Origin of the sequence: Streptomyces sp. CGMCC 4.7035 (assembly GCF_031583065.1) — a bacterium.
Classification (GTDB): domain Bacteria; phylum Actinomycetota; class Actinomycetes; order Streptomycetales; family Streptomycetaceae; genus Streptomyces; species Streptomyces yaanensis.
Window position 1 is genome coordinate 2301247 of sequence record NZ_CP134053.1, and the last position, 22302, is coordinate 2323548.

Below are 22302 nucleotides of genomic sequence, written 5' to 3' on the forward strand. Positions count from 1 at the left end.
ATGATTGGCCTTAAGGTCGACGCAGCGTGCGCAGCTGTGACAGGAAGACAAGAAGACAATAGGGACATGGGACGCGGCAAGCTTCGGATCTACCTCGGTGCGGCACCGGGTGTCGGCAAGACCTACGCCATGCTGTCCGAGGCGCACCGCCGTATCGAGCGGGGCACGGACTGCGTGGTGGCGTTCGTGGAGCACCACGGCCGGCCGCGCACGGACGTGATGCTGCACGGTCTGGAGCAGATCGCGCGCAGGGAGCTGGAGTACCGCGGAAGCGTCTTCACGGAGATGGACGTGGACGCGGTCCTGCGCCGTGCTCCCGCCGTCGCCCTGGTGGACGAACTCGCCCATACCAATGTGCCCGGGTCCCGCAACGCCAAGCGCTGGCAGGACGTCGAGGAGCTGCTGGCCGCCGGGATCGACGTCGTCTCGACCGTCAACATCCAGCACCTGGAGTCCCTCGGCGACGTCGTCGAGTCGATAACGGGCGTACGGCAGCGGGAGACCGTCCCCGACGAGGTGGTGCGCCGCGCGGACCAGATCGAGCTGGTCGACATGTCGCCGCAGGCGCTGCGCAGGCGCATGGCGCACGGCAACATCTACAAGCCGGACAAGGTCGACGCGGCCCTGTCGAACTACTTCCGTCCCGGGAATCTGACCGCGCTGCGGGAGCTGGCCCTCCTGTGGGTGGCCGACCGGGTCGACGAGTACCTGAACGAGTACCGCAGCGAGCACCGGGTCTCGACGATCTGGGGCTCGCGGGAGCGGATCGTGGTCGGGCTGACGGGCGGTCCCGAGGGACGCACCCTGATCCGGCGGGCCGCGCGGCTGGCGGAGAAGGGCGCCGGCGGCGAGGTCATGGCCGTGTACATCGCCCGCAGTGACGGGCTGACCTCGGCCTCGCCCAAGGAGCTGGCCGTCCAGCGCACCTTGGTCGAGGACCTGGGCGGCACCTTCCACCACGTGGTGGGCGACGACGTCCCTGCCGCGCTCCTGGACTTCGCGCGCGGAGTCAACGCCACCCAGATCGTGCTCGGTGTCTCCCGGCGCAAGTCCTGGCAGTACGTCTTCGGGCCCGGCGTGGGCGCCACGGTCGCCCGCGAGTCGGGCCCCGACCTCGACGTCCACCTCATCACGCACGACGAGGTCGGCAAGGGGCGCGGACTTCCGGTGGCCCGGGGCGCACGCCTCGGCCGGGAGCGGATCATCGCGGGCTGGCTGGTCGGCGTGGTCGGGCCGGTCGTCCTCGCGCTGCTGCTGAACACGGTCAACCTCGGCCTCGCCAACGACATGCTGTTGTTCCTGTCGCTGACCGTGGCCGCCGCCCTGCTCGGCGGAATGCTCCCGGCACTCGCCTCGGCGGCCTTCGGCTCGCTGCTGCTGAACTACTACTACACGCCGCCGCTGCACCGGCTGACGATCGCCGACCCCAGGAACATCGTCGCTATCGCGATCTTCGTCGGGGTCGCGGTGTCGGTGGCGTCGGTGGTGGATCTGGCCGCCCGGCGCACCCACCAGGCGGCCAGGCTGCGTGCCGAGTCGGAGATCCTCTCCTTCCTGGCGGGCAGTGTGCTGCGCGGCGAGACCAGCCTGGAAGCACTCCTCGAACGAGTGCGCGAGACCTTCGGCATGGAGTCGGCGGCGCTGCTGGAGCGGACGAGCGAAGTCGACCCCTGGACCTGTGCGGGCAGCGTGGGCCCCGGTACGCCGGTCGAGCGGCCGGAGGACGCGGACGTGGACGTGCCGGCCGGCGACCACATGGCACTGGCCCTGTCGGGTCGGGTCCTGCCGGCCGCCGACCGCCGGGTGCTGGCCGCGTTCGCGGCGCAGGCCGCCGTGGTCCTGGACCGCAGGCGCCTCCAGCAGGAGGCCGAGCAGGCTCGCGCGCTGGCCGAGGGCAACCGCATCCGTACCGCACTGCTGGCCGCCGTCAGTCATGACCTGCGTACCCCGCTGGCGGCGATCAAGGCCGCGGTCTCCAGTCTGCGGTCGGACGATGTGGCGTGGTCGGAGGAGGACCGGGCGGAGCTGCTGGAGGCGATCGAGGAGGGCGCCGACCGGCTCGACCACCTGGTGGGCAACCTGCTGGACATGTCGCGCCTCCAGACCGGCACGGTGACCCCGCTGATCCGGGAGATCGACCTCGACGAGGTGGTCCCGATGGCGCTCGGCGGTGTGCCGGAGGACAGCGTGGAGCTGGATGTTCCGGAGACCCTGCCGATGGTCGCCGTGGATGCCGGGCTCCTGGAGCGGGCCGTCGCCAACCTCGTCGAGAACGCGGTCAAGTACAGCCCCCTGGGCGCGCCCGTACTGGTCTCCGCGAGCGCCCTCGCCGACCGGGTGGAGGTCCGCATCGTCGACCGCGGGCCGGGCGTACCCGACGACGCCAAGGAGCGCATCTTCGAGCCGTTCCAGCGCTACGGGGACGCCCCGCGCGGCGCCGGCGTCGGGCTCGGTCTCGCGGTCGCCCGCGGCTTCGCCGAGGCGATGAGCGGCACCCTGAACGCCGAGGACACCCCCGGCGGCGGGCTCACGATGGTCCTCACCCTGCGGGCCGTGGAGAGCCTTCACGCCCCCGCACGACTCGCCGAACCAGAAAGGCAAACCACATGACCCGGGTGCTCGTGGTCGACGACGAGCCGCAGATCGTGCGCGCCCTCGTGATCAACCTGAAGGCACGCAAGTACGAGGTCGACGCGGCTGCCGACGGTGCGACCGCGCTCCAGCTCGCCGCCGCCCGCCACCCCGACGTCGTCGTGCTGGACCTCGGGCTGCCCGACATGGACGGTGTTGACGTGATCAAGGGGCTCCGCGGCTGGACCCGGGTGCCGATCCTGGTGCTGTCCGCCCGCCACTCCTCGGACGAGAAGGTCGAGGCGCTGGACGCGGGCGCCGACGACTACGTCACCAAGCCCTTCGGCATGGACGAACTGCTGGCCCGCCTCCGCGCCGCCGTGCGCCGGGCGGAACCCACCGGGGGCGGCGAGGACGACGTGATCGTGGAGACCGAGGGGTTCACCGTCGACCTGGCCGCGAAGAAGGTCAACCGGGCCGGGAAAGACGTGCGCCTCACCCCCACGGAGTGGCACCTGCTGGAGGTCCTCGTGCGCAACACGGGCCGCCTGGTCGGCCAGAAGCAGCTGTTGCAGGAGGTGTGGGGTCCGTCGTACGGGACGGAGAGCAACTATCTGCGGGTGTACATGGCCCAGCTACGGCGGAAGCTGGAGGCGGATCCGTCGCATCCCCAGCACTTCATCACGGAGCCGGGGATGGGGTATCGGTTCGAGAAGTGAGGGTCGGGTCGGCCGGGGGTCCGGGGGTTGTCCCCCGGGGGATGCAGCATCACGGAGCCGGGGATGGGGTATCGGTTCGAGAAGTGAGGGTCGGGTCGGCCGGGGGTCCGGGGGTTGTCCCCCGGGGGGATGCAGCATCACGGAGCCGGGGATGGGGTATCGGTTCGAGAAGTGAGACGGGGGTCGCCCGGGGCCGGGCAGGGCGCCCGGGCGCGGTGCCGCGGGTACGTCGGTGTCGGCGCACCCCGGTACGCTTTTCGGTATGAGCGCTGTTCCTCGTTCCGAAAAGCCGGTGGGCCGTTTCCGGCGCATGCTCGACCGGCTTTCCTCGTCACAGGAGGACCTGGAGTCGGAGGAGCTGCGCGAGGACGCCGAGACCGCGGGCTGTACGCGCATCGGCGACTGTCACGACCGCCAGATCGTGACGGTTACTGGTACCTTGCGCACGGTCACGCTGCGCCCGCGGGCCGGGGTCCCGGCCTTGGAGGCCGAGCTGTTCGACGGTTCGGCCGCCCTGGACGTGGTGTGGCTCGGCAGGCGCTCCATCGTCGGCATTGAGCCGGGGCGCAAGCTGATCGCTTCGGGCCGGATCGCGATGAGCCGGGGACGCAGAGTGCTGTTCAATCCGAAGTACGAACTCAGACCCCTGGGACGGGAGTAGCCGGTGACGTCATTCGAGAAGCCGACCGAAGACGCCCAGCAGGATTCACGGGCGGTGACCGAGGCCGCGCTCTTCGATGCGTTCGGCGGGGTTCGGGGCATGGTCGAGACCGTGGTGCCCGGCCTCTTCTTCGTCACCATCTTCACGATCAACAAGGACCTGCATCTGTCGGCGATCGCCGCGCTCGCGGTGTCCCTGCTGCTGGTCGTGGTCCGGCTCGTCAGGAAGGACACCGTCAAGCACGCCTTCAGCGGTGTGTTCGGTGTCGCCTTCGGTGTGGTCTTCGCGATGATGACCGGCAACGCCAAGGACTTCTATTTGCCGGGCATGCTCTACACCCTGGGCATGGCGCTCGCGTACATCATCACTACGCTCGCCGGAGTTCCCCTGATGGGCCTGATGCTCGGGCCGGTGTTCAAGGAGAACCTCTCCTGGCGCACACGCAACCCGGGCCGCAAGAAGGCGTACGCGAAGGCCAGTTGGGCCTGGGGCCTGATCCTGCTCGCCAAGTGCGCGATCCTCTTCCCGCTGTACTGGTGGGCCAACACCGCCCAACTGGGCTGGGTCCTGGTCGCGTTGAAGATCCCGCCGTTCCTGCTGGCCGTGTGGCTCACCTGGGTGTTCCTGGCGAAGGCACCCGCGCCCATTGACGTTTTCGCGGAGATGGAGGCGGAGGAGGCTGCTGCCAAGGAGCGGGAGGCCGCCGCTGAGCGGGAGACGGCGGGGCGGCATCGTCGGGAGTCCTAGTCCCGGCGGTGGCCCGGTGTTGGTGTTGCCGTCCGGGGGGCTGCGCCCCAGGAAAAGGCCTTCCGGGGGCTGTGCCCCAGGACGTAGATGGGGCGCCCGGCAGTCGCCAGGCGCCCCACGCTCGTATTCGAGATCGAGCGACATGCTCGTGTCCGGGCGGACCGGACTAGCCGTCTTCCCGCCGCACCGACAGCAGATCCTCCAGCTGCTCCTCCCGCGCCGGTGCCGCCACGAACAGGAGTTCGTCGCCCGCCTCCAGGGAGTCCTCCTGGGACGGGGTCAGCACGCGCGTGCCGCGGATGATCGTCACCAGCGACGTGTCCTCGGGCCACTCCACGTCGCCGACCTGCGTGCCGGCCAGCGCCGACTCCGGCGGCAGGGTCAGCTCGACCAGGTTCGCGTCGCCGTGGCTGAAGCGGAGCAGACGGACCAGATCGCCGACGCTCACCGCCTCCTCCACCAGGGCCGACATCAGGCGCGGGGTGGAGACGGCCACGTCCACACCCCAGGCCTCGTTGAACAGCCACTCGTTCTTCGGGTTGTTGACGCGGGCCACGACGCGCGGGACGCCGTACTCCGTCTTCGCCAGCAACGACACGACCAGGTTCACCTTGTCGTCGCCCGTCGCGGCGATCACCACGTTGCAGCGCTGCAGCGCCGCCTCGTCCAGGGACGTGATCTCGCAGGCGTCGGCCAGCAGCCACTCCGCCTGCGGGACGCGCTCGACCGAGATCGCGGTCGGCGCCTTGTCGATCAGCAGGACCTCGTGCCCGTTCTCCAGGAGCTCGCCCGCGATCGAGCGGCCCACGGCACCGGCACCGGCAATGGCGACCCTCATCAGTGACCGCTCTCCTCTTCAGGCCCCATGGCGAACGCCGACTCGACCTTCGCGACGTCGTCCGTCCGCATCATCACGTGCACCAGGTCGCCCTCCTGCAGCACCGTCTGCGAGGTGGGCAGCATCGTCTCGCCCAGCCGGGTGAGGAACGCCACGCGCACGCCGGTCTCGTCCTGAAGCCGGCTGATCTTGTGACCGACCCAGTTCGGCGAGGCGTGCACCTCGGCGAGCTGGACGCCACCGGTGGGGTCGCGCCACAGCGGCTCGGCGCCGGACGGCAGCAGACGACGCAGCATCTGGTCCGCCGTCCAGCGGACCGTGGCGACGGTCGGGATGCCGAGCCGCTGGTAGACCTCGGCACGGCGGGGGTCGTAGATGCGGGCCGCGACGTTCTCGATGCCGAACATCTCGCGGGCCACGCGTGCGGCGATGATGTTCGAGTTGTCACCGCTGGAGACGGCGGCGAAGGCGCCGGCCTCCTCGATGCCCGCCTCGCGCAGGGTGTCCTGGTCGAAGCCGACTCCCGTGACACGACGGCCGCCGAAGCCCGAGCCCAGTCGTCGGAAGGCGGTGGGGTCCTGGTCGATCACGGCGACCGTATGCCCCTGTTGCTCCAGGGTCTGGGCAAGAGCGGAGCCCACTCTTCCGCAGCCCATGATGACGATGTGCACGACCGTCCTTCCGATGTCAATGGTTACGGCTCAGTCCAAACACCAAGAACAGGGTCTCAGACCGCCGCCCAAGCTACACACGCGCGGTCCGCGAGGGGCACCCCCGTGCACGAGCGCCGGACGGTTCCCCGCACGTACGCCCAACCATTCCCCGCACGTACGCCGGACCGTTCCCCGAACGTACGCCGGACGGCTTCGCGCGGTCAGCGGCGGCTGATGCTGCGGACGCTGAGAAGAGTCAGGAATCCGAGGCCGACGATTGCGGCGGCGGCGCCGACGAGCTCCGCGGTCGCGTGCATGGAACCTCCAGGGGCGGCAACGGTAAGGGTTTTGTCATATAGGCACGCCGAACCCCTCACCTGCGGAATCCGCAGCGCGCCCCCATCCGATTTCACTCGTGAGGCAGATCTCGTACCGCGGCTGGGCGGGTCCCAGTTCGACCCCTTACGATCCTCTGTTGTGTCCAAACTGACCGACGTGCCCAAACGCCTCCTGATCGGGCGCGCCCTGCGCAGTGACCGGCTCGGGGAAACGCTCCTGCCGAAGCGCATCGCACTCCCCGTCTTCGCCTCCGACCCGCTCTCCTCCGTGGCCTACGCGCCCGGAGAAGTGCTGCTGGTGCTGTCCATCGCGGGCGTGTCGGCCTACCACTTCAGCCCCTGGATCGCGGTCGCGGTCGTCGTGCTGATGTTCACGGTGGTCGCCTCCTACCGGCAGAACGTGCACGCGTATCCGAGCGGCGGCGGCGACTACGAGGTGGCGACCACCAACCTCGGTCCCAAGGCCGGCCTCACCGTCGCCAGCGCCCTGCTCGTCGACTACGTGCTCACGGTCGCCGTGTCGATCGCCTCCGGCATCGAGAACCTCGGCTCCGCGATCCCCTTCGTCGTCGAGCACAAGGTGCTCTGCGCGGTCGCCGTGGTCGTGCTGCTCACGCTGATGAACCTGCGCGGCGTCAAGGAGTCCGGCTCCCTGTTCGCGATCCCGACGTACGTCTTCGTCGCGGGCGTCTTCATCATGATCGCGTGGGGCGCTTTCCGCGGGCTGGTCCTCGACGACACCATGCGGGCGCCGACGGCCTCGTACGAGATCAAGGCCGAGCACCAGGGCATAGCGGGCTTCGCGCTGGTCTTCCTGCTGCTGCGCGCCTTCTCCTCCGGCTGCGCGGCGCTCACCGGCGTCGAGGCGATCTCCAACGGTGTCCCGGCCTTCCGCAAGCCCAAGTCGAAGAACGCGGCGACCACGCTCGCGATGATGGGCCTGCTCGCCGTCACCATGTTCTGCGGCATCATCGCCCTCGCCATGACGACCAAGGTCCACATGGCCGAGAACCCGGCCACCGACCTGATCCACAACGGCGTCGCACTCGGCTCCGGCTATGTCCAGAACCCGGTGATCTCGCAGGTCGCCGAGGCCGTCTTCGGCAAGGGCAGCTTCCTGTTCATCGTGCTGGCCGCGGCCACCGCGCTGGTGCTGTTCCTCGCCGCGAACACCGCGTACAACGGCTTCCCGCTGCTGGGCTCGATCCTCGCCCAGGACCGCTATCTGCCGCGCCAGCTGCACACCCGCGGCGACCGCCTCGCCTTCTCCAACGGCATCGTGCTGCTCGCCGGCGCGGCGACCCTGCTGATCGTCATCTACGGTGCCGACTCGACCCGGCTGATCCAGCTCTACATCGTCGGCGTCTTCGTGTCCTTCACGCTGAGCCAGACCGGCATGGTCCGCCACTGGAACCGCCACCTGGCCGTCGAGACGGACCAGGCCAAGCGCCGCCACATGGTGCGCTCGCGCGCCATCAACGCCTTCGGCGCCTTCTTCACCGGCCTCGTCCTGGTCGTCGTCCTGGTCACGAAGTTCACGCACGGCGCCTGGGTCGCCCTGCTCGGCATGGTCATCTTCTACGCGACGATGACCGCGATCCGCCGCCACTACGACGGCGTGGCCGAGGAACTCGCCGCCCCCGAGGGCCCGAGCGACGACAGCGTGCGCCCCTCGCGGGTCCACTCGGTCGTCCTCATCTCCAAGATCCACCGTCCTACCCTGCGTGCCCTGGCCTACGCCAAGCTGCTGCGCACGGACACCCTGGAGGCGCTGAGCGTCAACGTCGACCCGGCGGAGACGAAGGCGCTGAAGGAAGAGTGGGAGCGGCGCGGCATCGACGTACCGCTCAAGATCCTCGACTCGCCGTACCGCGAGATCACGCGCCCGGTGATCGAGTACGTGAAGAGCCTGCGCCGCGAGTCCCCGCGCGACGCCGTGTCCGTGATCATCCCCGAGTACGTGGTGGGCCACTGGTACGAGCATCTGCTGCACAACCAGAGCGCGCTGCGGCTGAAGGGACGGCTGCTGTTCACGCCGGGCGTCATGGTGACCTCGGTGCCCTACCAGCTGCAGTCCTCGGAGGCGGCGAAGCTCCGGGCCCGCAGGCGGCAGGAGTGGAGCGCGCCGGGTGCGGTGCGGCGTGGACCGGCTCAGGAGCGGACGAAGGAGTCGTCGCCCGCCTCGAAGGGCTGAGACGGGCCGGGCGGGCCGTGGGCTCGTGGGCTCGTGGTGAACGGCCGCACAACAGCCACGTAGACTGGTGGGCTGTTGTCCGGCCGTACCTTTCTCGATGTTGTCCGTTCCTTTCTCAATGTTGTGGAGTCACCCCGCCATGCAGGCAGAACCGAAGAAGTCGCTGGTGGGGGAGGAGTACGAGGTCGAGATCGGCCCCGTCGCCCACGGCGGTCACTGCGTCGCCCGTACCGACGACGGCCAGGTCCTCTTCGTCCGGCACGCGCTGCCCGGAGAGCGGGTCGTGGCGCGGGTGACGGAGGGCGAGGAGGGAGCCCGCTTCCTGCGCGCGGACGCGGTACGGGTGCTTGAGGCCTCGAAGGACCGCATCGAGGCACCCTGCCGGTACGCGGGCCCCGGCCGCTGCGGGGGCTGCGACTGGCAGCACGCGAAGCCGGGGGCCCAGCGCAGGCTGAAGGGCGAGGTGGTCGCCGAGCAGCTGATGCGGCTCGCGGGCCTCACGCCCGAGGAGGCGGGCTGGGACGGCACGGTGGTGCCGGCCGAGGGCGACAAGCTGCCGGCGGGCGAGGTGCCGCAGTGGCGTACGCGGGTGCAGTACGCGGTGGATCCCTCCGGCCGTGCGGGACTGCGCAGGCACCGCTCGCACGAGGTGGAGCCGATCGACCACTGCATGATCGCGGCCGAGGGCGTCAGCGAACTGGGCATCGAGAAGCGCGACTGGACGGGCATGGACTCCGTCGAGGCGATCGCGGCGACAGGTTCGCAGGACCGCCAGGTGATCCTGACGCCGAAGCCGGGCGCGCGGCTGCCGCTGGTGGAGCTGGACCGGCCGGTCTCGGTGCTGCGGGTGGACGAGAAGTCGGGCGGGGTGCACCGCGTCCACGGCCGCCCCTTCGTCCGCGAGCGCGCCGACGGCCGTACGCACCGCGTGGGCAACGGCGGCTTCTGGCAGGTCCACCCGAAGGCGGCGGACACGCTGGTGACGGCGGTGATGCAGGGCCTGCTGCCGCGCAAGGGCGAGACGGCTCTCGACCTCTACTGCGGCGTCGGCCTCTTCGCGGGCGCGCTCGCCGACCGGGTCGGCGAGAAGGGCGCGGTGCTGGGCATCGAATCCGGCAAGCGCGCGGTGGAGGACGCCCGGCACAACCTGGCCGACTTCGACCGCGTCCGCATCGAACAGGGCAAGGTCGAGTCCGTGCTGCCCCGGACGGGCATCACGGAGGTCGACCTGATCGTCCTGGACCCGCCGCGGTCGGGGGCGGGCCGGACCACGGTGGCGCACCTGTCGTCGCTGGGCGCCCGGAGAATCGCGTACGTGGCCTGCGATCCGGCCGCGCTGGCGCGGGACTTGGCGTACTTCCGGGACGGTGGGTATCGGGTGCGGACGCTGCGGGCGTTCGATCTGTTTCCGATGACGCATCATGTGGAGTGCGTGGCGATTCTTGAGCCTGCCGTGAAGAGCCTCTGACCTGCGAGTTCTCTGATTTCTGAGGTTCCGGGCGGGTCGACCCGACCTGTTTTCATGGGTCCACCGCGTGGAGCGTTTCGCAGGCGCGCGCCGCGTGTCTGACCTGCGGCTTTCGCGTACCGGGGCGCGGGTGGGGCGTGCTTCGCCCCGACCTCGTGGGGTGGTTGGGGAAATGTCTTGACGCTCGTCCGACGCTGATACTGGCGGAGCGTCATGACGGTTGCCCGGTCGGCTGTCGAGCCCAAGGAGAAGGCGTCGGCCTTGGCGACCGCCGACACGCTACCTGGTTCGCCAGGGCACCCTCGACCTCGTCTGCCCGGAGCATGGCGCCTCCTACGCCATCGGCGAGCCGCCGAGATGGAGACCGTGGCCAAGGCTGCTGCACCGGGCGACGGCCGAAACCGGCTCCTTCGCCAGCAGCTGACGGAACGTCCGGCCGTACTCCGTCCGCTGCCCACACTGCATCGGCCCTGAGGCAGCTTGCTTGCCGTAGCTGCTGGTTTGCGATCGCCGGAAGGCGGGACGATTATTTTTTTAGGGCCTCACTACCGGCGCACACCCTGATGCCGACGCCGTCGACGTATCGCTCCCTTCCAGCTGTGCCGCTCACAGCCGAGCAAGCGTCACCGTGAAGGCTGCGGCGCAGCGAACAGGACCGAACCTGCTCATTCCGTGGCCCGGGGCGACCGGTGGGACATCCAGCCCGGTCGCCCGACGGGAGGCTTGAGAACCGGGCCATGGCTTCACGACCGAGGCTTCATGCCCGAGTCGATGGCCGCCGTGGGGCGGGAGGCAGAACGGAAGGAGTCTGCCCATGCGGATCGTCGTGGACCTGAATCGCTGCCAGGGATACGCACAGTGCGTGTATCTGGCGCACGAGGTCTTCAGATTGAACGGTCAGGAGGCGCTCACCTATGAGCCGAACCCGGATGACGAGCGGCGCCTTCAGGTTGAGCGAGCCGCTGCGGCGTGCCCGGTGCAGGCGATCGTGATCGCCCGCGTGGACGGCGCGGAGGGGAGTGCGACGTCATGACCTTGCGGGCAACGGTCGCGGAGCTGGTGCGCGAGTTCAGGGCCAGCGGCCGGATCGTCATCGTGGGTGCGTCCCTGGCCGGGCTGCGGGCCGCGGAGACCCTGCGCGAGGAGGGCTTCACCGGTTCTCTGACCATCATCGGGGACGAGCCGTACGAGCCATACGACCGTCCCCCGCTGTCCAAACAGGTACTCAAGGGCTGGGTGCCGGCCGACCACACCAAGCTGCCCCGCATGCGGGAAGTGGATGCGGACTGGCGGCTCGGGGTGGCCGCCACCGGGCTGGACCGGGCCACCAAGCGGGTACGGCTGGCCGACGGTGAGCAGGTGCCGTACGACCGGTTGCTGATCGCCACGGGCACGCGTGCGCGGCAGTGGCCGAACCCGACCGAGGCCGCCCTGCAGGGGGTCCATACGATTCGCTCGCGTGATGACGCAGAGCAATTGCAGAAGGCGCTGGCCGAGCCGCCGTCGCGGGTTGTGGTCATCGGCGCCGGGTTCATCGGCTCGGAAGTGGCCTCGGTCTGCCGGGAACTCGGTATCCCGGTGACCGTCGTCGAGCGGGGTTCGGCGCCGCTGGTCGGCGCACTGGGCGGGGTGATCGGGGAGATCGCCGCGCAGATACAGCGTGATCACGGCGTGGACCTGCGCTGCGGGCTGGGCGTGTCGTCACTGGAGGGCGACTCCGGCGGGCACGTGCGGCGTGCGCATCTGTCCGACGGAACCACCGTCGACGCCGACGTGGTGGTGGCCTCGCTGGGGTCGATCCGCAACGTGGAATGGCTGGAGGGCTCCGGGCTGGCGGCCGGCTTCTGGGGTGTCGGGTGCGACGCCGGTGGTCGTGCCTTCGACATCAACGGCGTGGTGACCGACAGCATCTACGTGGCAGGGGACGTGGCGCGTGCGCCGCATGTGCTGTACGAGTACCAGTTCCTGGCGATGGAGCACTGGGACAACGCCGTTCTCGGTGCCGAGGTCGCGGCGCACAACATGGTGAACCTCGAGCCGCACTATCGTCCGCATCTGCTGCTACCGGGCTTCTGGTCCGGTCAGTTCGGCGTGAACATCAAGTCCGTCGGGGTGCCGCCTTTCGGTGATGAGATCGTCTTCACCCAGGGGTCGGTCGAGGAGCGCCGTTTCGCCGCCGCCTACGGTCACCGGGGCCGCATTGTCGCGGCCGTCACCTTCGATCACGGCAAGTGGCTGGAGTACTACGGGAAGCTGATCGAGCAATCCGGTCCTTTCCCGCCTCCGCCGCCGGGGTGGGACCAGCCGCCCGACATGAAGCCCATGCCGGCCGAGTTCCCGGACCCACGGGTCCCGACGGCGGTCCCCGACGTCGTCCTGACCGGACACGCCCCGAGCGAGCGGACGGCCGAGTTCCGGCCGCGCCGTCACTGACGCGCTCGCCGGGCCCAGCCTGTGGGCGGACAGCATCGACAGGAGAAGGAGGGGAGCCTCGTGGTCGAGGAAACCCCCTGGCAGCAGGCCCTGCGCTACGCCAACCGCGCCAATCCGTACCCGTTCTACGAGGAACTGCGCAAGACACCGGTGGCGCGGCAGCCGGACGGAACCTATGTCGTCAGCACCTACCGGGAGATCGTGGCGCTGCTGCATGACCCTCGGGTCAGTTCGGATCCACGGAAGTGTCCCGTCCCGGCCGGGGCCCAGGCGGAGGGCTCGGGGGAGTCGGTGGCCGAGCCGATCAGGGAGGTGCTGACCGAACCGAACATCATCACCTGCGATCCGCCCGAGCACGACCGGGATCGTCGCATGATGATGCCGCATTTCGTCGGCCCGCCCCAAGCGCCTCATCTGATCTCCGGCCTGGAGCCCGAGATCCGCCGCATCGTCGACGGCCTCCTTGACAACATGAAGGGCAAGACCAGGATCGATGCCGTCGACGACTTCGCCTACCCCTTGCCGGTGACGGTGATCTGCAAGGTTCTGGGCGTGCCGCTGGAGGACGAGCGACGCTTCCACCACTGGATCGAGACGGCCCTCGACGCTTTGGACTTCGGTCCCGAGGCCGCCTCCGAAGAGATCCGCAGCCGGCAGGCCGGGGGGCGGCAGGCCGTGCAGGAGTTCGGGCAGTTCGCAGCCGATCTGCTCGACCGGTACGCCCAGCAGCCCGGCCCGGGCATGCTCTCGGCACTGGTGAACGAGGACGGCCCGGAGGGACGAATGCCCAAGGGCGTGCTCGCGAGCAACGCCCTGCTCCTGATCTTCGCCGGACACGAAACCACGGTCAACCTCATCGCCCACAGCGTGCTCACCCTGCTGCGTCACCCAGACGCGCTCGAGAAGCTGAGCCGCCGGCCCGAACTGATCGTGCCCGCGGTGGAGGAGCTGCTGCGCTTCGAGTCGTCGGTACAGTTCTGGCACACCCGCTCCGCCCTGGAAGACATCGACATCGCCGGCATCACCATCCCGAAGGGGGCGCCGATCTTCCTGGCGTACGGCTCGGCGAACCGCGACCCGGAACGGTTCACCGACCCCGACGATCTCGACCTCGAGCGCCGCGACAACCAGCACCTGGGATTCAGCCAGGGCATCCACTTCTGCTTCGGCGCCCCGCTCGCGCGACTCGAGGTCCAGATCGCGGTCGGCGAGTTCGTCCGCCGGGTGCAGAACCCCCGGCTGGTCGAGGACCCGCCGCCGTACCGGCACAACCAGATCTTCCGCGGACCGCGACACGTCCTCGTCGACATCGACGGCATCCGCGACTGACCAGCGTTGCGTAAAGGATCGCCATGCGGGCTTTTCAACTCGTCGGTTGGCGGCAACCGCCCGAGCTGCGCGAGGTGCCGGTACCCGAGCCCGGCCCGGGCCAGGTCCTGGTGAAGGTCGCGGGTGCCGGTGCCTGCCATTCCGATCTGCACATCGTGCAGGCACCCGGACCGCTGCCCGGCTTCACGAATCTCCCCTTCACGCTCGGCCACGAGAACGCGGGGTGGGTGGAGCGGTTGGGGCCGGGCGTCACCGGGTTCGCGCCCAAAGACCCTGTGATCGTCTACGGCTCCTGGGGCTGCGGGGTGTGCGTCAACTGCCGTCAGGGCCGGGAGAACTACTGCCAGGACCTCGGTGGTCAGGGCCCGGGTCTGGGCGGTGGGCACGACGGCGGCATGGCCGAGTACCTGCTCGTCCCGGCCGCGCGCTACCTGATTCCGCTCGGCACCCTCGACCCCCGTCGGGCCGCGCCGCTCAGCGATGCCGGACTGACCAGCTATCACGCTGTGAAGCGGTCGCTGCACCTGCTGGGACCGGGCTCGACCGCGGTCGTGATCGGCGCCGGCGGTCTGGGTCAGATGACTATCCAGATCCTCCGCGTGCTCAGCGCGGCGACCACCGTCGTCGCCGTGGACACCGACGCAGGCAAGCTGGAGACCGCCAAGCGCATGGGCGCCGACGAGGCTCTGATCTCGGGCGACGAGGCGATCACCCGCATCAAGGACATGACGGCGCAGCAGGGCGCTCAGCTCGTGCTGGACATGGTCGGCACAGACCCGACACTGCGGATGGCTGCTCAGGTGGCCAGAATGCTCGGCCACCTGACCATTGTCGGCCTCGGCGGCGGAGCCCTGCCCGTCGACTTCTCCAGCCCGCCGCACGAGTGCTCGGTCGCCTCGCCCTACTGGGGGTCCCTCACCGAACTGATGGAAGTGATCACCCTCGCCCAGCAGGACAAGATCAAGATGCTGGTCGAGCACTTTCCCCTGCAACGCGCCAACGAGGCTTACCAGCTCCTGCACGACGGCAGGATCCAGGGACGCGCCGTCATCACCCCTCACGTGTGAATGCCGTCGTCAACCCGAACGGGACACCACGACTGTGCCTGGCCGCCGGCATCGGGCGGTCCGGTGGAAACGCCCCCCGGCTCTCGCAGGACGGAGGAGCGTGCCCGGAATACCTCATGCGCCACGGCCCCTGGCCTTTCCGCCGAGCGACATGAGGCTGATCGGGTGACGATGGAAATGTAGTGACGTGACCACGCTGCTCCCAGAAGGGTGTAGGTGCCATGACATCTCCTTCCGATTCCTCCGGTTCCGTTCCGCCACGTGGCACAGAACCACAAGAGGGTCCTGCGGCCGAAGGCATCGCCGCCCTGGCGAACATGGGCTGGCAGTTCCTGCTCACCATGGGCCTCGCCACCATCGCCCTGGGCGTCATCGCCCTGGTCTGGCCGGGCGAGACGCTCCGCGTCGTCGGCGTGCTCTTCGGCGTCTACCTGCTGGCCACCGGTGTCTTCCAACTCGCCGCCGCCTTCGGGACCCACGTGCCCCGGCATCTTCGCGTACTGCACTTCATCACCGGCGCGGCCTCCATCCTGTTGGGACTGGTCTGCCTCCGGGGCCCCCTCGAGTCGGTCTTTCTGCTCGCCTTGTGGATCGGCTTCAGCTGGCTGCTTCGGGGCACCTTGGAGACGGTCGCGGCGGCCTCCGATCAGACCATGCCGGCGCGCGGCTGGCACGTGGCCTTCGGCATCATCGGCACCATGGCCGGCATCGTGATGATCGTCATGCCGTTCGCCTCCATCGCGACACTCACGCTGGTAGTGGGCGTCATGGCCATCGTCGTCGGTCTGACCGAAGTGGTCCGTGCCATCAGGACACGCGTCGAGATCGGCCAACTGGCTGCCGGCACGGCCCCCCAGCGGCGCCCCATGTTCCACGCACGTCCGCACCCCCAGCACTGACCGGCGGAGCCGGATCGACCGGACGCGGGGAGCCGGATCGACCGGACGCGGGGAGCCGGATCGACCGGACGCGGTGAGCAGCGACATCGCGCGACCTCCGCGGGCCGTCGGCCGGCGAGTGGTCCTTCACGCTCAGGCCCGCTCGAACACTGACCGGGTGAGGGCGGTCAGGAGCCCGCCCTCACCCGGGTCCTCGCTGTCTGCCAGGTCCGTCCGTTCAAGCTGTGCCCTGCACCCCCGACCGGCCTGTCAACGATCTTTCGCCCGGTCGGCGTTCTCGGGGCTGTTGTCTGTCCGTGTCGGCAGCCCCAGTGGCCGACCGTCGCGGTGAGCCCAGATGTCACCGAGGACGACCTGGATGATGCCGGTGACAGGAATCGCTAGCAGGGCACCGAGGATCCCGGCGACATCGGCGGCGATCAGGGTGGCCAGCAGCACGGTAAGTGGGTTGAGTTTCACCGTCCGAGACAGGATGACCGGTTGCAGGAGGTGGTTCTCGGCCTGCTGATAGACGATGAAGAAGATGATGGCTCCGATGCCGGCCGGCAGGGAGTGGACGAACGCCACTGCGGAGGCGACGACAGCTCCTATGGTGGCTCCCACCAGGGGAATGAGGTCGGTCACGGCGACGAAGAGGGCCAGCAGGCCGGCGAACGGCACTCCGGAAACCAGCAGCACGACGTAGGTCAGAAGCCCGCAGATGACGCTGATCAGCAAGTTCCCTGTCAGATAGCCGTTGACGGTACGGGCGCATGCGGCTCCGACGCGGCGTATGCGGGCCGCGGGCGCCTTGTCCACGAGGGCCAGGGACCGGTCTATGGCCTTGGGGCCCTCCAGCACCATCAGATAGGCCAGCACGAAAATGGTGACAATGCCTGCCGTGGTGCTCACGGCACCGCGGATGAACTTCAAGGCGGGCGTGCCCAGTCCGGTGGCGAACGCGCGGATCTGTGCCTGATGTTGCTGGACATACTGCAGAGCGTGCGTCCGTTCCAGCAGGTTGCCGACTGGCCCGCGGCCGGCCTGGGCGTCCCTGATCATCGCGGGCAGGCGACCGGCGAACCGGCTTCCCTCCTGGGCCAGGGGGATGACGAACAGGGCGATCACCGCGCCGACGGCCGCGGCCGCAGCCAGGAAGACCAGCAAGGTGGCCACCGACCGTCGGCACCGCGGCACCCGTCGCTGCAGCGCTTCGACCGCCGGATGAAGTGAGACGGCCAAGAACACCGCGATGACCGACCAGATCAAGACCCGGCGAGCCTGGACCACCAGCTCAAGTACGACGTAGGTGGCGAGCACCAGACCGATCGTGGCGAGGATGGTTCGCACCGGAACCGGACGCGTCGCCATGGGCATCGGGTGCCCAGACCGGTCACGGGAAAACGAGAAGACCTCCTCGCCCGGTGGGTTATATTTCCCGCACTGTCCCACTTGACAGCCTTTGACATGGGCTGCGGCGGGTCACCTCCAGCCGCCAGGGAAGTAGGCAGAGGCAACCAGCGGATGCCTCGGTCGTCCCCAGTAGATCGCCCTCGAGGCGGCTGTGTCCGGCTACGGCGGTGCTGGCACCTGTCGCTGGACCGCCGGTAACGTCCTGGGCGTTGTCGCCGCGATCGGCTGGCGCCGGAGAAAGCCCCGGTCGGCCTTTCATCCGTACGCCGTGGATGAAAAGCGCACCGCGGTAAGGAGATCCCCCGACCTGGCCTGGTCGGCGGTGGCGGGTCGACCCCGTACATCCCGGGTGCGGATGCCCAGGCCGAGCTGCAAGCTGATGCCGTAGGCCGTGACTGTCGAAGGGAGTGCCATGGTGGCGGTGGCCGCGGGTGCGATCGCCGGATCGCCGGCCCGGTGGGGGACGGCGCTGTCGGCTGCGGGCGTGATCGCGGCAGTCCTGCTGTCGCCAGTGATGCGCGCCGCGCCGATACATGCGGCTTTTGGGCACGTGCCGTGACCGAGAACACGTCGCGGCCGACAACGGGGGCGCGGCGGCCCTGCCTGATCGTGAATCCGCATTCGGGGGGAGGGAAAGCAAGCCGGTTCCGGATCGCGGAACGGGCACGTGCGCTCGGAGCTCAGGTTTTCCTGATCGATCATTCCCTGCCTCAGGACCTGGCTACTGTCGCCCGACGTGCGGTGGATGACGGTGCGGATCTGCTGGGGGTGGCCGGCGGAGACGGTACGCAGGCGCTTGTCGCCGAGGTGGCCGCGGAGAGCGGCCTGCCCTTCGTGGTCATTCCGGCGGGTACCCGCAACCACTTCGCGATGGATCTCGGCCTGGATCGTGAGGACCCTTCGGCCGCGCTGGAGGCCCTCACGGATGGCGTCGAGCTGCGCGTGGATCTGGGATACGTAGGCGAGCGGGCGTTCGTCAACAACGTGTCGTTCGGTGCTTATGCCGCCCTGGTGCAGGACCCGGCTTATCGGGACGACAAGCTTGGCACGGCAGTGCGCATCCTTCCGGAATTCCTGGCCCGCCACGAGGGCCCGGAGCTGGTGGTTCGCGCCGGGCCGCTCACCGTTGACGGGCCGGATGCCGTGCTGGTGAGCAACAACCCTTACCAAGTGGATGACCTGGTCGGGCTCGGCAGGCGGCCGCACCTCGACTCCGGCCTCCTGGGAGTACTGGCCGCCAGGGCGGAGACGCCTGCCGAGACGGCCACGAGGCTGCGCAGCGGGCTACCGCACGGCCTCACCCGTCTCGCCACGCCCGACGACGTTGTCGTCTACGCCGACGTTCCGGCCCTCCCCGCCGGGCTGGACGGCGAAGCCGTCAGCCTGCCGACTCCCGTGCGGTGCCGCATCAGTCCTCGGACGCTCCGGGTATGGGTTCCCCGCCATGGTCGCGGCGCCGGGCCCGCCAGGCGACCGCCGGGCTGGGCCGCAATCCGGCGGGTGGTATGAGCCTCGGGCGAGCTGTTCCTGGCCGCCACACCGAACGAGCCGACCACTCGGCGCCCATCCCGCCGACCTCGCGTCCCTGATTGTTCGATCATATATGAGGGTCTCGACATCCATTACATCTGACTATTTCATCAGAACTGGGCATATTTACGCTACGGCATATGCCGCATCGTGTGCCGCTCACCGGGACGACGCCGTTCACCACGGCTGCACACAGGGCCGCCGGGCCGAGTGCCGGCGCTCCTACTTCCGCACCGATGGGACGGACCCGCGATGCCCCACACTGACCACACTCTCCTCGCCGAGCCGGTGAGCCCCCGCGAGATGCCCGACGCGGCGATGGCGATGCTCGATGCCGAGGGCACCGTGGTGGGGTGGACGCATGCCGCTCAGCAGCTCGTCGGTTACCCGGCCGGGGAGGTGGTGGGCCGGTCCGCCGCACACGTGCTGCCGCCTCCCGAGGACGCCCGGAGGGCTTCGGCGTTCGCCGAGCAGTGCCGTGCGCGGGGTGGTTGGTCCGGCACCGCGGCGATACGCCACCGCGACGGCCACACGCTCAGGATGACGCTGCGGGTCTCGTTGCTGCGGGGGCGATCTGCTCGACGGCGGCTTCACCCTGACCCACATCACCGGGTACGTACAGCCGAAGGCCGAGTGGCTCGCGCGGATGCGCGCCGGACGGTTCGTCCACCACGCGATCGTGGAGAAGGACGTGACGGTCGAGGCCGAAGGCGACGCAGCCCGCCTCGTCGGACGGATCGTCACCGACGCGACGGTGTACGGCGCGCATGCCGACTGGCGGCTGCGCCTGACCATGGATTACGCATGCGAGGGCGGTGCCTGGACAGCACTCCGGGCAGTCGCCACGACCCGGTGATCCCGCTCTGTGTCACTCTGCTGACCGAGGCTCTTCGGCCGTGGCCACGCCGTGTGGTCAGCCTGATTCCACGACCCATGACCCACCGGAGTGTTGACACGCGGACTTCCCGACGGCGTTTGCCGCGACCGCATAGTTGGTTAGGGTGGCAAGTCAGAGACACGACGGGGGCTCGTCGGTAGGGGAGTCGGCGCCGGCAGAAGCCGAAGGCCATGTCGACCAGCGTCAGTGGCGTCGGATCGCTCGGCCGGAGCGGGCAGTTCTCGGGGGCGCGGCACCGCGTAGCGGCGGGTGATACGGCGTCGGCCTCGATGGGAGGGGGAGGTGCGTCGTATCTGCCGGATGGTGTGCGACGGTGTGCGGGCTTCCGCTGAGGTTGTAGCGGCAGCCGGCGACCGGAGCCCGAAACGCGATGCGCGCGGCGCGGTCCCGGACCACCAGGTGGGCGGCCAGTTGACGCTTGACGCGAAACGCCGGATGGGCGGGCCCTTGGGGCAGGGTGGGAGCCCGCTGGTAGGGCACGCTGTGCGGCGGACCGCAGGTCGACCGGGCGCGGTGGGCGTGTGAACGGCCGGCCGGCGCCCGCGGTGCTGCCCCCGTCGTTGCGCGTGTGGCTCGGGCCGATTGCGGCGCTCGCCGCGCTGGTGGTCGTCGTGCTCGGGGTCCTGTATGCCGACGACAGCAAGCCCGGCATGGTGGACGCGCGGATCTCGGCGGCGGTGGACGGTGTGGGGCCGCCGTGGCGCTACGTCGCTCTGGCCCTGGACTTCTTGGGGGAGCCCGGGGGAGCGGTGATGCTGGTCGTGGCCATGCTGGCGGGCTGCCTGCTGCTTCGGCGTCCTCGCGCGGCGGTGTTCACCGTTGCCGGCGTTGGCATGACCGTGGGGACGGCGACGCTGCTCAAGCACCTGGTGGGACGCACCATCCACGGTGACGGCAACCTGTCCTATCCGAGCGGGCACACCGCCTTCTTCACCGCACTCGCCCTCATCGTGGCGCTGCTCGCGACCGGCCGGCTCGGCCTCGGCAGGCCGGCCGGCACGTCACTCGTGCTCGCCGCGGCGCTGGTCGCCGGCGCCGCCATGGGCTGGGCGCAGGTCGCCCTGGGCGCGCACTACCCGACCGACGTCCTCGGCGGCTGCTGCACCGCGCTGGCGGTGGTACCGGCGACCGCATGGCTGGTCGACCGGATGGCTGACCGGCCGGCACTGGCCGATCGGATGGCCGATCGGCTGGCCGACGCCGGTCGGCGGGAGCGTCGCTGACGTCACCTCACATCACGCCAAGCGGCGGAATACGGGCTTCACCGGTCGTCCGGCCAGCCAGGGGGTCGGGTCGGCGGCGTCCAGTGCCTTCCGGTACACCGCACACGCCTGGGCCACCACGTCGACGGTCCGATCGATGTCGGCGTCGCTGAGCGCGCTGCTCACCACGAACGACGGGGCCAGCACCCCGCCTGCGAGGAGCCGGCGCAGGAACAGGGTGCGGTACCCCTGCGACGGCTGCCGGTTCTCGTCCAGGGTGGCGAAGACCAGGTTGCTGGCCCGGCCCCGGACGACGATGTGGTCGCCGACGCCCATGGCGGCCGCGGCGTCGCGGACACCGGCGGCCAACCGCTCGCCGAGGGTGTGCAGCCTCGCGGTGACGCCCTCTTCGACGTAGGTGGTGAGCACGGCCATCGCGGCTGCCAGGGAGTGCGTTTCCGCACCGTGCGTGGTGGACAGCAGGAAAACCCGGTCGCCGGAGTGACGCAGCCCGCCCAGCTCCATCAGATCGCGGCGCCCGGCCAGCGCGGAGACGGCGAATCCGTTGCCCAGCGCCTTGCCGAACGTGGAGAGGTCGGGGACGACGCCGTACAGGCCCTGGGCGCCCGCCTCGGACCAGCGGAAGCCGGTGATCATCTCGTCGAAGATCAGTACGCAGCCGTGCCGGTCGGCCAGCTCGCGCAGGCCGGAGAGGTACCCGGGCGGCGGCTCGGTGTGGGTGGCGGGTTCGAGGAGCAGACAGGCGACCTCGTCCTGGTACCGGGTGAGCAGCTCCTCCGTGGCGGCCAGGTCCCCGTAAGGGAACGCCACGGTGAGCTCGTTGGTCGCGGCCGGAACACCGGCGGACATCGGCGTGGTGCCGATGAACCAGTCGTCGACGGAGAAGAACGGATGGTCGGCGCAGATGGCCACCCGCGGGCGCCCGGTGGCGGCGCGGGCGAGGCGCACCGCGGCGGTGGTGGCGTCGGAGCCGTTCTTCGCGAACTTCACCATCTCGGCGGTCGGCACCGTGGCCAGGAAGCGTTCCGCGGCTTCGACCTCCAGGATGGAGGGCCGGACGAAGTTGCTGCCGCGGTCGAGTTCGCGCCGCACCGCCTCGATCACGCGTGGGTGGGCGTGGCCGAGGCTGACCGATCGCAGGCCGGAGCCGTACTCGACGTAGCGGTTGCCGTCGATGTCCCACACGTGGGCACCGTGGCCGTGGCTGATGACCGGGGCCAGGTTCTCGGGGTACTGGTCGTCGCCCTTGGCGTAGGTGTGCGCGCCCCCGGGGATCAAGGCGTGCAGCCGCTCGTTCGCCATCCGCGACCGGGGCAGGAGGAACTCTTCGGTGTCCACGCTG

General features: G+C 69.7%; 18 protein-coding genes and 1 pseudogene. 15 read left to right on the forward strand and 4 right to left on the reverse strand.

Features of this window, described 5'->3' with window-relative positions; genetic code table 11:
- Positions 1–66: 66 nt before the first annotated feature.
- The 4 genes from Q2K21_RS09655 (at position 67) to Q2K21_RS09670 (ending at position 4698) form a co-directional block, all read left to right on the forward strand.
- Positions 67–2610 carry a sensor histidine kinase KdpD gene (locus Q2K21_RS09655; protein ID WP_310768905.1) on the forward strand — a complete coding sequence of 848 codons (2544 nt, stop codon included), beginning with the start codon at positions 67–69 and terminating at the stop codon, positions 2608–2610.
- Complete coding sequence (locus Q2K21_RS09660; protein WP_310768908.1) at positions 2607–3290, forward strand: response regulator; 684 nt, start codon at positions 2607–2609, stop codon at positions 3288–3290. Before Q2K21_RS09655 ends, Q2K21_RS09660 begins: the two co-directional genes overlap by 4 nt.
- Before the next feature lie 262 nt (positions 3291–3552).
- Positions 3553–3951 carry an OB-fold nucleic acid binding domain-containing protein gene (locus tag Q2K21_RS09665; RefSeq protein WP_310768912.1) on the forward strand — a complete coding sequence of 133 codons (399 nt, stop codon included), beginning with the start codon at positions 3553–3555 and terminating at the stop codon, positions 3949–3951.
- A 3-nt stretch (positions 3952–3954) separates the two neighbouring features.
- Positions 3955–4698, forward strand: a complete 744-nt coding sequence (locus Q2K21_RS09670) for a DUF3159 domain-containing protein (RefSeq protein WP_310768915.1) — start codon at positions 3955–3957, stop codon at positions 4696–4698.
- A gap of 166 nt (positions 4699–4864) precedes the next feature.
- Here Q2K21_RS09670 and Q2K21_RS09675 read toward each other — a convergent pair whose 3' ends face one another.
- The gene (locus tag Q2K21_RS09675; protein ID WP_310768918.1) at positions 4865–5536 is read right to left on the reverse strand and encodes a potassium channel family protein; all 672 of its coding nucleotides are present in this window, start codon (positions 5534–5536) and stop codon (positions 4865–4867) included.
- Positions 5536–6207 (reverse strand): potassium channel family protein, encoded by a 672-nt coding sequence (locus Q2K21_RS09680; RefSeq protein WP_310768921.1) that lies wholly within the window; start codon positions 6205–6207, stop codon positions 5536–5538. The genes Q2K21_RS09675 and Q2K21_RS09680 overlap by 1 nt, the downstream gene beginning before the upstream one ends.
- A 459-nt stretch (positions 6208–6666) precedes the next feature.
- Here Q2K21_RS09680 and Q2K21_RS09685 point away from each other — a divergent pair, with 459 nt between their 5' ends.
- The 7 genes from Q2K21_RS09685 to Q2K21_RS09715 all read left to right on the forward strand — a co-directional run bounded on the left by Q2K21_RS09685 (position 6667) and on the right by Q2K21_RS09715 (position 15917).
- Entirely contained in the window at positions 6667–8721 is a 2055-nt protein-coding gene (locus tag Q2K21_RS09685) for an APC family permease (RefSeq protein WP_310768925.1), read from the forward strand.
- 139 nt (positions 8722–8860) lie between these two features.
- Entirely contained in the window at positions 8861–10189 is a 1329-nt protein-coding gene (locus Q2K21_RS09690) for a class I SAM-dependent RNA methyltransferase (protein WP_310768928.1), read from the forward strand.
- A gap of 814 nt (positions 10190–11003) precedes the next feature.
- The gene (locus Q2K21_RS09695; protein ID WP_310768931.1) at positions 11004–11222 is read left to right on the forward strand and encodes a ferredoxin; all 219 of its coding nucleotides are present in this window, start codon (positions 11004–11006) and stop codon (positions 11220–11222) included.
- Entirely contained in the window at positions 11219–12622 is a 1404-nt protein-coding gene (locus tag Q2K21_RS09700) for an NAD(P)/FAD-dependent oxidoreductase (protein ID WP_310768934.1), read from the forward strand. The genes Q2K21_RS09695 and Q2K21_RS09700 overlap by 4 nt, the downstream gene beginning before the upstream one ends.
- Positions 12623–12682: 60 nt before the next feature.
- Complete coding sequence (locus tag Q2K21_RS09705; RefSeq protein ID WP_310768937.1) at positions 12683–13951, forward strand: cytochrome P450; 1269 nt, start codon at positions 12683–12685, stop codon at positions 13949–13951.
- A gap of 23 nt (positions 13952–13974) precedes the next feature.
- Positions 13975–15018: an NAD(P)-dependent alcohol dehydrogenase gene (locus Q2K21_RS09710; protein WP_310768940.1), complete on the forward strand. Its 1044-nt coding sequence runs from the start codon at positions 13975–13977 to the stop codon at positions 15016–15018.
- Between the two features lie 221 nt (positions 15019–15239).
- Positions 15240–15917 carry an HdeD family acid-resistance protein gene (locus tag Q2K21_RS09715; RefSeq protein ID WP_310768943.1) on the forward strand — a complete coding sequence of 226 codons (678 nt, stop codon included), beginning with the start codon at positions 15240–15242 and terminating at the stop codon, positions 15915–15917.
- 249 nt (positions 15918–16166) lie between these two features.
- Here Q2K21_RS09715 and Q2K21_RS09720 read toward each other — a convergent pair whose 3' ends face one another.
- Complete coding sequence (locus Q2K21_RS09720; RefSeq protein WP_310768946.1) at positions 16167–17267, reverse strand: AI-2E family transporter; 1101 nt, start codon at positions 17265–17267, stop codon at positions 16167–16169.
- Between the two features lie 597 nt (positions 17268–17864).
- Here Q2K21_RS09720 and Q2K21_RS09725 point away from each other — a divergent pair.
- The 4 genes and pseudogenes from Q2K21_RS09725 (at position 17865) to Q2K21_RS09740 (ending at position 20960) form a co-directional block, all read left to right on the forward strand.
- Complete coding sequence (locus Q2K21_RS09725; protein WP_310768950.1) at positions 17865–18818, forward strand: diacylglycerol/lipid kinase family protein; 954 nt, start codon at positions 17865–17867, stop codon at positions 18816–18818.
- 339 nt (positions 18819–19157) lie between these two features.
- Positions 19158–19409, forward strand: a pseudogene (locus Q2K21_RS09730) (PAS domain-containing protein); the annotation flags it as partial.
- 34 nt (positions 19410–19443) lie between these two features.
- Positions 19444–19695 carry a nuclear transport factor 2 family protein gene (locus Q2K21_RS09735; protein ID WP_310780781.1) on the forward strand — a complete coding sequence of 84 codons (252 nt, stop codon included), beginning with the start codon at positions 19444–19446 and terminating at the stop codon, positions 19693–19695.
- 563 nt (positions 19696–20258) lie between these two features.
- Positions 20259–20960 (forward strand): phosphatase PAP2 family protein, encoded by a 702-nt coding sequence (locus tag Q2K21_RS09740; RefSeq protein ID WP_310768953.1) that lies wholly within the window; start codon positions 20259–20261, stop codon positions 20958–20960.
- A gap of 12 nt (positions 20961–20972) precedes the next feature.
- Here Q2K21_RS09740 and Q2K21_RS09745 read toward each other — a convergent pair whose 3' ends face one another.
- On the reverse strand, positions 20973–22298 hold the full coding sequence (locus Q2K21_RS09745) for a glutamate-1-semialdehyde 2,1-aminomutase (RefSeq protein WP_310768955.1): 1326 nt from the start codon (positions 22296–22298) through the stop codon (positions 20973–20975).
- Between the last annotated feature and the right edge of the window lie 4 nt (positions 22299–22302).